The 13,103-nt window shown below is 67.9% G+C and carries 12 protein-coding genes; 6 read left to right on the plus strand and 6 right to left on the minus strand.

The genetic code is table 11. From position 1 onward, the window contains the following. Positions 1-21: 21 nt before the first annotated feature. Positions 22-2,172 carry a diguanylate cyclase gene (locus tag NZ773_12715; protein MCS6802786.1) on the plus strand — a complete coding sequence of 717 codons (2,151 nt, stop codon included), beginning with the start codon at positions 22-24 and terminating at the stop codon, positions 2,170-2,172. On the opposite strand, the gene NZ773_12720 is transcribed toward NZ773_12715, so the two are convergent. After that, complete coding sequence (locus NZ773_12720) at positions 2,133-3,572, minus strand: amidohydrolase family protein (GenBank protein ID MCS6802787.1); 1,440 nt, start codon at positions 3,570-3,572, stop codon at positions 2,133-2,135. The two genes, NZ773_12715 and NZ773_12720, sit on opposite strands and share 40 nt — an antisense overlap. A 13-nt stretch (positions 3,573-3,585) precedes the next feature. Here NZ773_12720 and NZ773_12725 point away from each other — a divergent pair, with 13 nt between their 5' ends. The 4 genes from NZ773_12725 to rnhA all read left to right on the plus strand — a co-directional run bounded on the left by NZ773_12725 (position 3,586) and on the right by rnhA (position 7,065). Continuing rightward, positions 3,586-5,097, plus strand: coding sequence for a molybdopterin-dependent oxidoreductase (locus tag NZ773_12725; protein MCS6802788.1), 1,512 nt, complete (start codon positions 3,586-3,588; stop codon positions 5,095-5,097). Between the two features lie 90 nt (positions 5,098-5,187). Beyond that, entirely contained in the window at positions 5,188-5,781 is a 594-nt protein-coding gene (locus tag NZ773_12730) for a sigma-70 family RNA polymerase sigma factor (GenBank protein MCS6802789.1), read from the plus strand. After that, on the plus strand, positions 5,778-6,554 hold the full coding sequence (locus NZ773_12735) for an anti-sigma factor (protein MCS6802790.1): 777 nt from the start codon (positions 5,778-5,780) through the stop codon (positions 6,552-6,554). Before NZ773_12730 ends, NZ773_12735 begins: the two co-directional genes overlap by 4 nt. 40 nt (positions 6,555-6,594) lie before the next feature. Next, entirely contained in the window at positions 6,595-7,065 is a 471-nt protein-coding gene (gene rnhA, locus NZ773_12740) for a ribonuclease HI (GenBank protein ID MCS6802791.1), read from the plus strand. 1 nt (position 7,066) lies between these two features. Here rnhA and NZ773_12745 read toward each other — a convergent pair whose 3' ends face one another. Genes NZ773_12745 through NZ773_12765 form a run of 5 tightly spaced genes read right to left on the minus strand, consistent with a single transcriptional unit; the run spans position 7,067 to position 11,794 of the window. Next, entirely contained in the window at positions 7,067-7,888 is an 822-nt protein-coding gene (locus NZ773_12745) for a carbohydrate ABC transporter permease (protein MCS6802792.1), read from the minus strand. Beyond that, entirely contained in the window at positions 7,878-8,840 is a 963-nt protein-coding gene (locus tag NZ773_12750; GenBank protein MCS6802793.1) for a sugar ABC transporter permease, read from the minus strand. The genes NZ773_12745 and NZ773_12750 overlap by 11 nt, the downstream gene beginning before the upstream one ends. Beyond that, a complete protein-coding gene (locus NZ773_12755; GenBank protein ID MCS6802794.1) occupies positions 8,840-9,682 on the minus strand; it encodes a metallophosphoesterase in 843 nt (280 codons plus the stop codon). The genes NZ773_12750 and NZ773_12755 overlap by 1 nt, the downstream gene beginning before the upstream one ends. A 17-nt stretch (positions 9,683-9,699) precedes the next feature. Continuing rightward, positions 9,700-11,055 (minus strand): ABC transporter substrate-binding protein, encoded by a 1,356-nt coding sequence (locus NZ773_12760; GenBank protein ID MCS6802795.1) that lies wholly within the window; start codon positions 11,053-11,055, stop codon positions 9,700-9,702. A gap of 16 nt (positions 11,056-11,071) precedes the next feature. Next, on the minus strand, positions 11,072-11,794 hold the full coding sequence (locus NZ773_12765) for a tyrosine-protein phosphatase (protein MCS6802796.1): 723 nt from the start codon (positions 11,792-11,794) through the stop codon (positions 11,072-11,074). Between the two features lie 173 nt (positions 11,795-11,967). Here NZ773_12765 and ugpC point away from each other — a divergent pair, with 173 nt between their 5' ends. Beyond that, entirely contained in the window at positions 11,968-13,071 is a 1,104-nt protein-coding gene (gene ugpC, locus NZ773_12770) for a sn-glycerol-3-phosphate ABC transporter ATP-binding protein UgpC (protein ID MCS6802797.1), read from the plus strand. Positions 13,072-13,103 lie beyond the last annotated feature (32 nt).

Here is a 13,103-nt window from a genome sequence, read left to right on the forward strand (position 1 = left end):
GAGATCAGCTGCCACGCTGACGTGGCCGCGCCGACCCAATCGCCGGTGGCCGCGGTGGGACTAACGTTCGCCGCTCATCCACTCCCCTCGCTGATCGGCGCGATCCTGACGGGCGGTCTCGTCCTCTTCGTCGCGATGCGCCGGCGCTCAAACGCGATAACCCCGATTTTCGCGCTACTCTGCGGCGCGGCAGCCGTCTGGTGCGCCGGCAACGCGCTCGAGTTCAGCACCACTGCCCTGGAATGGCGTGTCCTCTGGGGCAAAACGCAGTATCTCGGCTCGCAGTCGGTGCCGGTCCTGTGGCTCCTGTTTGCGGTGATCTACTCCGGCCACGGGGCGTGGCTGCGCTGGTGGAAGATCGCGCTTCTCTCGGTCGTGCCGGCGCTCACCGTTGCTGCTGTCGCCGCTTATCCCGCAAGTCAGCTCGTTTGGGTCTCCTTCGGCCTGCGCGAGGATGGCCAATTCGTTGAGTCGGCGACTGTTCGCGGGCCGCTGTTCTGGCTTGCGGCGGCATACGGCTACGCGCTCGTGCTGACCGGGATTGCGCTGATCGCGCTTGTGGCATTCCGCTCGCCCGCGCTCTACCGGCGGCAGGCGATGACGCTGTTGCTCGGCGCGGTCGTTCCGCTCCTTGCCAACATGACCTTCGTCTTCGGGATGCGGCCGCTGCGCATGGATACGACACCGTTCGCCTTCGCGTGCGCCTGTCTCATCTTCGCGCTCGGCTTGTTTCGCTACCGCCTCTTCGACCTTGCGCCGATCGCCCGCGAAGTCGTTCTCGATAATTTGAGCGACGCGGTCGTGGTGCTTGATAGCCGCGGGCGGATCGTCGACGCAAACCCAGCGGCGATCCGCCTCATCCGGGCGCCGCTGAGCGAACTGCTGGGCATGCCGGCGGCGGTTCGGCTGCCATTCTGGTCCGCCCTTTCCCGCTATCTCAGCGACCCCGCGCGAACGCCGGAGACGGTGGTCGACGAGCGGTACGGTCAGGTCTATGAACTGCGCGCGGCGCGCATTCTCGCTGCGGAGAATACCGTTGCCGGCCTCGTCGTTCTCCTCCGCAACGTCAGCGACCGCTGGCAGGCGGAGCAGGCGCTCCAGCGGGCGAATGCGGAGCTGGCAGAGCGCGTGCGCGAACTGGAGCGGCGCCACTCCGAGCTCTCGCTGCTTGCCCGCCTCGCCGAGCAGCTGCTGTCGGCGGCGGACCAGCAGGCGATCGTCGACGCTGTCGCGGCGATTGCGCCTCAGCTTTTTGTCGGCGAGTCGGGGCTGGTTGCGCTGCGCGAGCACGATCGATTTCGGGTTGTCGCGGCGTGGGGCGATGGGGCGCGCGTCGGCGAGTCGCTCGCCGACGACTACAGCGGCAGGCCGTGGCTGCCGCTGCCTCCGCAAATTACGGCGCCGCTTCTCGATCAGGGAGAGCGGGTCGGGCTGTTCGTCGTGACCCAAACCTGCGCTCGTCGCGATCCCGAAGCGCTTCTCCAGTTGACGACGACTGCCGCCGACCTCATTGGCTTGGCGCTTGCCAACCTCCGCTTGCGGGATCGGCTGCGGGAGGAGTCGCTGCGGGATCCTCTCACGGGGCTGTTCAATCGCCGCTTCCTCGATGACGCGATCGCGCGGGAGATCCAGCGGGCGGACCGAACAGGAACCTCCCTCGCCCTCCTCATGCTCGACCTCGACCATTTCAAAGCGTTCAACGACCGCTACGGGCATGCGGCGGGCGACAGTGCGCTGCAAACGCTTGGTCGCTTCCTGACTGCGCGGCTGCGCGCGACGGACATTGCCTGCCGTTACGGCGGCGAGGAGTTCACGCTGCTCCTGCCTGCTACCTCCCGCGAGCAGGCGCTCCGCATCGCTGACCGGCTTCGCGAGCAGTTCGAGGCTGTGCCGATTGTCCATGCCGGCGCGCGCCTCTCCCCGCTCACCCTCTCAATCGGGGTTGCTCTCTATCCCGAAGACGGCTGCACGGCGCAGGGGCTGCTTGCAGCTGCCGACGGCGCGCTCTATATGGCGAAAGCGGCCGGCCGCAATCGGACGGCTGCCGGGGAGCCCTCGCAGCGAACCCCGCCCGCTGCCAACAGAGGCCAGCCGCTCCCCCGCCGCCCGCGGAGACTGCTCCTGCCGGACGGTCAGGAGGAGGGCGGCCAGACCCGAGCGCCGGCGCAGTAGGTCTCGATCACGCGGATGGCGGCGAGCGCATCGGGCGGGGTCGTGAAGGGATCGCGGTCAAGGACGATGAAATCCGCGGCCGCGCCGATGCGGAGCGCGCCGTCCTTCGACGCGGGGTCGAGCGCGGCGCGGCCGCCGACGCTGGCACGGAGCGCGGCGCGGAGCGGCAACGCTTCTGCCGGTGAGAGGAGCGTTCCATCGGCAGCGCGGCGCGTGACTGCTGTCGCGAGCGCCCCAATCGGGTCGGGCTCGCTCGCTGGCGCGTCGGAGCCGAACAGGATCGGAATGCCGGCGTCGAGAAAGCTCCGTCCGCGGTGGAGCCAGGGGAGGATCGCGGCGTCGACCTCGGCGAGATAGCGCGCTGCCCGCTCCCGAACCCAGCTTGGATGGACGACGACCGTAACACCGGCTGCGCGCGCCGGCGCGAACAGGTCGGGCGGCCATTCGGCGGCGTGCTCAATCCGCGCCGGGACGCCAGCTGCGCGCGCCGCTTCCACTGCGAGGCGCACCGCGGGATGAATGACGGCATGGATCGCGACCGGCCGGCCAATGGCGCTCAGCCGCGCGGCGAGGGCCTCGAGTGACGGGAGTTCGTCCGGCAGGTCGGGCAGCATCACCTTTGTCGGACCGACTGCAAGCAACGGCGTCGCGGGAAGCGCTGCCTCCGGTCCGAGAACGGTCGTCTCGCCGGGAAGGAAGAGCAATCGGAACGGCGGCGCCTGGTGAGCCCAGAGCGCCAGGCGCGCTGCGTCGTTCGTCGGGCTGGCGTCGTGGACCGCCGTGATGCCGCGGGCGAAGAGCGAAGCGGCGACCGATGCGAGCCCGCGGCGTATCTCCTCTGCGCTCAGGGGCGGCACGACCGCGCCCGAGAGCCAAGCGGCTGGTTCCCACAGGCGGCCGGTCGGCTCGCCATCCGCGCCATACTCGACATATCCAAGCTGCTGGCCGCGCTCCCACACTGCTGGCGGGATAGCGCGGAGGGCGGGCGAGTTCATCACGGCGAGATGCCCCGTGCGGTGCAGGAGGCGGACGGGCCGCGTGGTGGCGGCATCAAGGTCAGCGCGCGTCGGGTGGAGTGCGCCGAGGTCGTAGCCGGTGGCGCGCACCCAGCCAGTGCCCGGCGCGGCGGCAAGGCGGGCGAGCAGCGCTGGGAGCGAGGAGACGCCGCGGCAGTCGACGCCGACCGCGCGCTCAATCAGCGGAAAGAGATGGAGATGGGCGTCAGCGAAGGCCGGCAGCACGGCCGCGCCGGGCAGGCGGACCCGGGGGGCTTCAGCCGGCTCCTGAAAGCCGACGACCCTCCCCTCGCGGACGAGCATCGCCGAGCGCGGAGGGCCGGCGAGCGGCAGAATCCGGGGGTGGACGAAGCAGGTGAGGACCGACCTGGTATGTTTAGCCATGGCGGTGGCAACAATGGGCGACGCGTCGCGGATTCGCGAGGGGATTGTCGCTGGCGCTTTCGGCGCGGCGCTAGCGGCTGCTGTCTCGATCGGGCTCGGTCTTCTCCTCGGCGTGCCCTCGCTGCCGGAGCTGCTCTCCGACTGGCTGCTTGAGCGCACTCCGGGGCCGCTCTTCTCGTTCGCGCTCGACTGGCTTCAAACTGCTGCCAAGCCGCTGTTCTACCTCGCGATTGTCCTCGCCCTCGTCGCTCTCGGCGCGGCGGTCGGCGGCTGGGTCAGCCGGCGCGCGCCCTCATCGCTCTTGGGCGGCGCGCTGCTGGCCGCGCTCGCGCTTTGGGGCGTGCAGGAGCTGGTTGTGCTGCCGCTGGTCGGGGCGGGAGTCTTTGGGCAGGCGCCGCGGTTCGCCGGGCCGCTCGGTCCGGCAGTGCGGCTTCTTGCGCTGCTCGTCTACGGCAGCGCGCTTGCTGGGGTGCTCGCGCTGCTCCGGCCCGAGAGCCGCTTCCTGCCGACGCGGCGAGCAGCGATGCGGGCCGGCATCCTTGGCGTGCTCGCTCTCGTCAGCGGCGGGGCGCTCGCGCGGGCGCTGGGCGGCGCGCGCGCGATGGGCGCGGGAACACGCGTCACGCCGCGGCGAGGGACCGGCCTCCCCGAGCCGATCACGCCGGTCGGGCAGTTCTACAGCATCTCGAAGAACTTCTTCGACCCCGTTGTCGACCGCGCGCGCTGGCGGCTAGAGATCACCGGCCTCGTTCAGCAGCCGTTGCGCTTCACTCTCGATCAACTGCGCGCTCTGCCGCAGTATGACCAGCTCCAGACCCTGATCTGCATCTCGAACGAGGTCGGCGGCGATCTCATCTCAAACGGGGCATGGCGGGGCGTTCGCCTCGGCGAGCTGCTCAGTCGCGCCGGCGTTGCCGACGGCGCGGTCGATGTGGTCTTCATCTGCGCCGATGGCTATACCGACAGCATCCCGCTCGCGGTCGCGCTCGACCCGCGCACCCTGCTGGCGCTCGAGATGAACGGCCAGCCGCTGACCGACACCCATGGCGCGCCGCTGCGCTGCATTGTGCCGGATATCTACGGGATGAAACATGCCAAGTGGATCCGCACAATCGACGTTGTGGCGACGGACTACCACGGCTTCTGGCAGCGCCAGGGCTGGAGCGACCGGGCGGTCATTCACACGCTGTCGCGGATCGACTATCCCCGTGATGGAGCGCGCTTGCCGTTCGGCGAGATTGAGGTGGGGGGCATTGCGTTCGCTGGCGCGCGCGGCATCCGAGCGGTCGAGCTGTCGTTCGACGACGGCGCGACGTGGCGGCCGGCGGCCCTGCGCGAGGAGTTTGGCCCCCTCAGCTGGCGGTTTTGGACGTCCCGGTGGCGGCCGGAGCGGCCGGGACCGCATGCGGTTCTCGTCCGCGCGACGGACGGGAGCGGCGCGCAGCAGACAGCAGTTCGCGCTGGGCCGTTTCCGGACGGGGCAACAGGCTATCACCGGGTAGTTCTCCATGTCCAGGATCGCTGAGGAGATCCACGTGATGGGCAGGGCCGTACACTTGGGAAAAGAGCTGGCCGACGCGCCATGCGGCGACCGTGACCGCCGGGCGGGCCGCCGATGATCGACTATCAGGGAGCCGAGGACGAAGTGCTCGTTGCCCGTCTTGCCGCAAAAGATGCAGCCGCCCTCGAGGCGCTGTACGACCGGCATGCCCGTCCTGTCTTCTCGCTCGCCCTCAGGATGCTCGGCGACGTGACCGCCGCCGAAGAGATCGTCCAAGAGGTTTTCCTCAAGCTCTGGCGGAGCCCGGAACGCTTCGTCGCCAGCCGCGGCACGTTTCGATCGTGGATCCTCGGCGTCACGCATCACCGCGCGGTGGATGAACTGCGGTCGCGGCGCGCGGAGTCGCTGCGGCGCGTTGCTGGAGGAGAGGCAGAGGCGGAAACGCTCCGGGTCCCCGACACCGCTCCCGACCCTGCCGAAGCGGCGTGGCGAGGAGTGCAGCACCAGATCGTCCGCCGCGCGCTCGAGACCTTGCCAACGGAGCAGCGCGAGGTGATCGAACTCGCCTATTTCAAGGGGTTGACCCATTCTGAGATCGCGGCAACGCTCGGCGAGCCGCTCGGAACGGTCAAAACCCGGCTCCGCTTGGCCATCCAAAAGCTTCGTGCCGCCCTTGCGGCGGAGCAGCTCTGGGTGGGAAAGCGATGACCTGTGCTGACGTTCGCGACCTGTACGAGGCAGCGGCGGTGCGCGCTCTCGACCTGCCCGACTGGGAGACGCTCAAGCAGCATCTCGCCGACTGCGCTGCCTGTCGTCAAGCGCTGGAGGCCGCCGAGGAGATCGCGGTCGTCCTTGCCATGACCGTTCCGCAGGTGACACCGCCTGCCCGCCTGAAGGAGCGGATCCTCGCCGCCGCGCAGCAAGAAGCGCACCCGGCTCCGGCTGCGCAGACGCCGAGACGCGTGCGACTGCCTGCGCCCTCGTTCGGCCGCCTCGGCATGCTTGCGACAGCAGCGAGCCTTCTCGCCGCGATCGGCTTTGCCCTGTTGGCCTTCACCCTCGCCAGCGAACTGGAAACCCAGCGGCAGTTGAACGCCAGCCTCACGCAGGGCCTGCAAGGCCAAGAGGACCTAGTTCAGCTCATCTCCTCGCAGCCGCAGCTGATGAGCTACCTCACCGGCACGCCGCAGTGGCCGACAGCGCGCGGCCGGATGTACGCTTCCGGTATCAACGATACCGCGCTTCTGCTCGTTGACGGCCTGAAGCCGTTGCCTCCAGACCGCGTCTATCAGGTGTGGCTGATGGAGGCCGGTCAGCCGCACAGCGGCGGCGTCTTTACGGTGGACACCAATGGGCAGGGGCGCTGGGTCGTGCGCGCCGACAAGCCGATCCTCCGCTACCAAGCCATCATCGTCACCGAGGAGCCCGCCGGCGGCTCCCCCATGCCGACCTCGCCGCGCGTCCTCACCGGCTTGTTCTAGGCTCCGCGCTGACCTGCTATCCTCGCGGGCGGTGACAGCGTTGCCGCATGTGGTGCTCTATACCGACGGTGCCTGCCTCGGCAATCCCGGTCCGGGGGGGTATGGCGTTGTGCTCCTCTATGGCGACAAGCGCAAGGAGCTGTCCGGCGGCCGCCGGCGGACGACCAACAACCGGATGGAACTGCTTGCTGCCATTGTCGGTCTTGCGGCGCTGAAGCGGTCCTGCCGTGTCGACCTCTACACCGACTCGCAGTATCTCTACAACGGCATCGTGCGCGGCTGGGCGGCGCGATGGCAGCGCGCGGGATGGCGCAAGGCAGATAAAACCCCGGTCAAGAATGTCGATCTCTGGGAGCAGCTTCTGGCGGAGCTCGCTCGTCACGAGGTGACCTTCCATTGGGTGCGTGGTCATGCCGGCACTGCCGAAAACGAGCGCGCCGACCGGCTGTCGCTCGCGGCAGCAAAGCGGCCGGACCTTCCCCCCGACGTCGGCTTTGAGGCCGCGGGATGACCTACTTGATGCCGGAGCGCAGGAAGGCGTCGATGATCTGGCGCTGGAGGACAAGGTAGAGCAGGAAGATCGGCAGACTGGCGATCGCGGCGGCAGCCATCAAGGCGCCCCACTGATTGCCCTCCTGCGTGAGAAACATCTGCAAGCCCACTTGGACGACGGTCTGCTCCGGCTTGTTGGTCACGAGCAGGGGCCAGAAGTATTCGTTCCAGCCGCCGATGAAGTAGAGAATGGCGAGCGCGGCAAGCGGCGCCCGCAGGTTCGGAACGACAATGCTCCAGAGCGTCCGCCAGCTGCCTGCGCCGTCGATCGCGGCGGCGTCGAACAGCTCGCGCGGGAACGCTTTCATCTGCTGCCGCAGCAGGATGATCCCGAAAGCGGTCGCCAGCTGCGGCACAACCAACCCCTGCAGCGTGTTCAGCCAGCCGAGCCGCGACAGCAAGACATAATTCGGGATCATGATCACCTGGAACGGGATCAGCCACGTGCCGAGAAAGGCGAAGAAGAGGAGCCGGTCGCCGGGGAACTGCCAGCGGGCAAGCGCATAACCGGCCAAGATGCAGATGAGCAGCTGCCCGATCGTGATCAGCGCTGCCATCAAGAACGTATTCAGCAGCATAGTGCCGATCGGAATGCTCCTCCAGACGAACAGATAGTTCTCAAGCGTGAGCGAGAGCGGAAGCGGGTTTGTCGAATAGAGCTCATTCTCTGGCCGAAAGGAGGAGAGGAACATCCAGTAGATCGGCCCGATCGAGAGGAAAGACAGCCCGATCAGCACAAGATGGCCGGAGATCGTACCAAGCGGGAGGCGATTACGTATCATAGATCGAAAACCGGTCGATCAGTCGGACAGCGAGAAAGGCGAGCACGCCGAAACCGGCAAAGAACAGCACTGCCGCTGCTGAACTCCAGCCGACATTGAAGGAGCGGAAGCCGAACTGCCAGAGGATGTAATACACATTCGTCGTCGCATCCTGCGGGCCGCCCTGCGTCAGCACATTGATGAGGGGGAATACCCACTGCGCGCCGAGCAGAACGGTCATCATCACCATGAAGGAGATGGTCGGTGTCAGCAGCGGAACGGTAATGTAGCGCGCTACCTGCCAGCTTGAGGCGCCGTCGATCCGCGCGGCTTCGACATACTCGCGGGGGATATTCGTCAGCCCGGCGGTGAAGATGAGAAAGCTGAAGCCGAGCAGCCCCCAGCCCGTGATAAACACGATGACTGGGAGCGAGAGCATGCTGTCGCGGAACCAGTTGATCGTCGGCAGGCCGAGCGGCTGCTGGAGCGCGTGGTAGACGAGCCCCTGCGTCGGATGCAGGATCCAGCGCCAGACAACCGCCACCACGACCGGTGCCATCAGCACGGGGGCGAAGATGACGGCACGGTATACCCCGCGAAGAGGGCCGCCGATGCCGGCGGTCACAATCGCGAACGCGAGCGGAAGGATGACCGAGAACGGCAGCAGCCCGATGACATACAGCGCCGTGTTGCGCAGCGCGATCCCCATCTCCGGCAGGGTGAGCACTTGGAGGTAGTTGTCGAAGCCGACGGGCACTTTCGGGCGCGTCGGCAGCAGGTTCCACCGGTAGAACGACAGCTCGACGGTTTGGATGAGCGGCCAGTACACCCAGACCCCGACGGCGAGCAGCGCCGGCAGCAGGTAGAGATACGGCTGGAGCTGGCGGAGCCGGCCGAGAAGCGCGCCCCTGCTGCGCACTCCGAGACGGGGCGAGGCAGGCGCGCGCTCGCGGAACGGCGTGTCGATCGCCATCAGTGCGCCCGCGACACGGCGAGGTCGGACATCCGGTAGGTGAAGAGAACGCGCTGGTCGCTCGGCAGCACGATGCTATTGACAATGAGGGTGCCGTCGCGCACCGTGCACAGGTTGAAGCCCGCCCCATTGAGCATCCGGCCGCCGTCGCGCGTCGAGGGGTCGCCGAGAAAGGCGGTCGCGGTGCCGGTAAAGGCCGTGGTACCGGCGAACGACGCCGCGGTGACGACGTGGGTGTGGCCGGTCAGGATGCCGAGCACCGACCGGTGCGTGAGGATCCGAGCGAGTTCGGCGCGGTCGCGCAGGATCAGGTCGTCTTCGCCAACGCGGATGATGCCTCGGTGAACGACCGGATGATGGACGACGAGAATGTCGCCATCCTCTGCCGGGTTGGCCAACTCGCGGTCGAGCCAGGCGAGCTGTTCCTCTCCGAGCTCGCCGTAGGTCGCGCCCGGCACCATCGAGTCGAGGACGAGGACGCGCACGCCGCCGAACCGCTGGCTGTAGTAGTACGGCGTTGCTTCGTCTATGCCGCGCTCGCCGAGGATCACGTCGCGGAAGGCGACGCGGTTGTCGTGATTGCCGAGGGAGAGGAGGACGGGCGCTCCGAGCGGCGCGAGTTCCTCCTCAATCAGAGAGCGCAGCTGCGCGTAGGCCGCCGGCGCGCCCGCATGCGCGAGGTCGCCGCTGATGACGATGAAGGCGGGCCGCAGGCCGGTCCGGCGGATTTCCGCCGCCACGGCGCGGAAGTTGGCCGCCGGGTCGACTTGCCCGAACAGCAGGTCCTCTGCCCCCCCCGTCAGGTGGGTATCGGTCAGGTGGAAGAAGATCAGCTCGTCCACGTCCATCCTCCAGCCGGTCATCGCCGTGGCATCAGCTCCTGCGCGCGGGTCTGCGCCTCGCGCATGGTTCGTTCCGGGTCCGCTCCTTGGAGCAGCACCGCCTGCTTCGCCTTCAGGTAGATGTCGCGGATCTGGACATGGTTGTCGCCGGGATAGGAGGTGCTCGCTTCCATGCCGTCGAGCTGTTCGAGGTTCGGGAGGACGAGCGCGGTCTGGGCCCAGCTCTTGAGGTAGCGGTCGTCCCGGATGAGCGAGGGACGGAGCGGCAGATAGCCCATCTGAGCGGTGATGACGTTGTAGGCGCGTTCGCTGGTCAGGAACTTCACCAGTTCCCACGCTGCGCGCTGCTTGAGCGGGTCGCGCGACAGGATGCCGAGCCCCGCGCCGGAGTTGGTCGGCTTCACCGGCTTTGCCCCGAAGGCCGGCATGCCCGCTGCGCGCAGCTCCCACTTGTCCTTTGCCGCCGCGATCAGGCGCGCCTGGACCGCGCTGGTCTGGAGATACATCGCCATGTTGCCAGCGGAGAACGCGTCAAGCGCTTCTGCTCCTGTCAACTTGACGTGCACGCCCGAATTGACGAGATCCTGCCAGATCCGGAATGCCTCGATGGCGGGCGGCTCGCCGAAAGTGACCCGTGTCCGATCGGGGCTGAGCACGCCGCCGCCGTTGCTCAGGAGGATCGCCTGCGAGCACCAGTCGAGCTCGATGCAGGCGATATACAGCCCCTGCTTGCCGGTCCGCTGGGTGATCTGCAGCCCCATCTGCTTGACCTCATCCCACGTCCGCGGCGGGCGGTTCGGGTCCAGCCCGGCCTGCCGAAAGAGGTCCGCGTTGTAGAACAGGGTCGGCGTGCTGAACACCCACGCTAGCCCGTGAAGGCGACCGTTGCGCCGCGTCAGGTCGATCGCCCGGGGATGGATCGGGAACTCGCCGCCAAGGTGCGCCTGCAGTTCGTCGGGCGGCACGATCTCGTCGAGGGGGATGGGCGCGATGTTTTCGACAACGAGGTCCCACTCCCGCAGCAGCAGCATCGACACATCCGGCGGATTGCCGGCCGCCAGTTGGGCGCGCACGCTCGGGATGATCTCTTGGTCTGGGGTCGCCTTCGTCTCGACCTTAATGTTCGGATGGAGCTTGGCGAACTCTTCCAGAAGCAGGAGCTGCGCGTCCCGGTTCGGCCCTGCGGTTGCCAGCAGGTAGCTCTCAAACCGGATCGTCACCGTCTGGTCCTTGGGGATCGGCGGAGGATACGTCCGGGGCGCCGTCGGGTCGCTCGGGCTTGGGGCGGCTGTCGGGCCTGCCGTAACGCAGGCGGTGACCAGCAGCGCCGTCAGTCCGGTCCAGAGCAGGCGGGGAAATGGCTGGAGCGTCATGCGCCTCCTTTCGTCCTCATTCGACAATGGCCTGGCGCAGCCGGTCGATCTCACGCCCGCTGAGGCCGGCGGAGCGCGCGTAGCGCTCCGCCCCGCCAAACTCGTGGCGGAGAAATCGCAGCGTCGCGAGCATCAGCTCCGGCGGGCAGATCAGAAGCTGCTGATAGTCTTCCCAGGCGATACCTGCTGCAGCCGCGCGTTGACGCGCTTCATCCCAATAGCTGTCGGTCTGGCACGCACGTGTCAGCGCATAGTCATGCGCGACAATTTCGTCCGGCACGCCCGCGAGCGACAGGACGAGCGCAATCACGATCCCCGTTCGGTCCTTGCCGGCAGTGCAATGGACAACGGCCGGCAGCGAGTCGATGAGCGTCCGCAGAACCGTCGCGAGGCGCGCTTGTCCCTCTACGAGGATCGTCCGATACACCTCGTCCAGCGAGCGCAGCGACCGCGCCGGCCCATCGTCGAGCAGCGGAATGGCGCGGCGGACCAAGCCGTCGCTGTCGAAGGCGTAGGGCGCGAGGGCAATCTCACTGGGACGCCGAAGATCGATCAGCGTGCGCACGCCGAGCGCGACGAGAGAGCGCCGCCCCGCCTCGGTCAGCCGATGCGGGCTGTCCGCTCGGTAGAGGGTCCGCCAGCGGGTCTGCCTGCCGTCACGCGTCGGGTAGCCGCCGATGTCGCGCAAGTTGCGGACGCCGGCGAGGTCGAGAGAGCGCGAAAGGGCGAGCGAATGCATGCAGCTCCTGGGAGGGGATCGTCCCTCCGTGGGAGGGTAGCGGGGCAGAGGTAAACCCACGGTTCGGGGAGGGTAAACGTTTGGCCAGATTCGTAAACGTTTACGAAACGGCCGGTCCGCAGATTGATTGCGGCTATTGCTGCGCCTACGATTGCAGGAGGGAGACGCCCTCCATGGCAACGGTCGAGTTCGAGCATATCGAGAAACGGTTCAAGACCAAACACGGGAGCGTGACCGCCGTGCATGACCTCACGCTCGAGGTGCGCGACGGCGAATTTCTGGTGCTCGTCGGCCCGTCGGGCTGCGGCAAGACCACCGCGCTCCGCCTCGTTGCCGGCCTCGAGGTGCCGACCGCCGGGCTGCTCCGCATCGGCGGCCGCGTCGTCAACGATGTGCCCCCCAAAGACCGTGACATCGCCATGGTCTTCCAAAACTACGCCCTCTATCCCCACATGAGCGTCTACGACAACCTCGCCTTCGGCCTCAAGATGCGCCGCCTGCCCAAGGCCGAGATCGACCGCCTCATCCGTGACGCGGCCGAGATGCTCGAAATCGGCGACCTGCTGAAGCGCAAGCCGAAGGAGCTGTCCGGCGGCCAGCGCCAGCGCGTTGCGCTCGGCCGCGCCATTGTCCGCCAGCCTCAGGTCTTCCTGATGGATGAGCCGCTGAGCAATCTCGATGCCAAGCTCCGGGTCCAGACGCGTGCCGAGCTGATCAAGCTGCATCGGCGGCTGGGGGTGACGACGATCTACGTCACCCACGACCAGACGGAGGCGATGACGATGGGGACGCGGATTGCGGTGATGAGCGGCGGAGTGCTGCAGCAGCTCGACACGCCGCAGCGGCTGTACGATGCGCCGGTCAACCGCTTCGTCGCCGGGTTCATCGGCTCCCCAAGCATGAGCTTCCTTGAGGGCGCGCGCCTCGATGACGGTGCGCTCTGGGTGGAAGGGGTGTCGCTGCCGCTGCCAGCCGAGGCGGCGGCCCGGCTCGCGGGGTACCGCGGGCGGACGGTCGTGCTCGGGCTGCGGCCGGAGGCAGTACGGCCGCCGCGACCGGGCGAGGAGGGGGCGGCGCTCTCGCTCCCGGTCGAGGTGGTGGAGCCGCTCGGCAGCGACGTCTACGTCACCCTGCGCCTTGGGGGGCAGACGCTGCTGGGCCGCTTCGACCCCCGATTGGCGCTGCGGCCGGGCGCGAACACGCCGGTCGCGCTCGACCTAGCTGCTGCCCGGTTCTTTGACCCAGCGACTGGGCTGGCGATCGGCCGCGCCGCCTGAGGAGTGCTACACTTCCTGCTCTAGCACGGGGC

This window comes from Dehalococcoidia bacterium (genome assembly GCA_025054935.1).
In the GTDB taxonomy this organism is placed as follows: Bacteria; Chloroflexota; Dehalococcoidia; order SpSt-223; family SpSt-223; genus JANWZD01.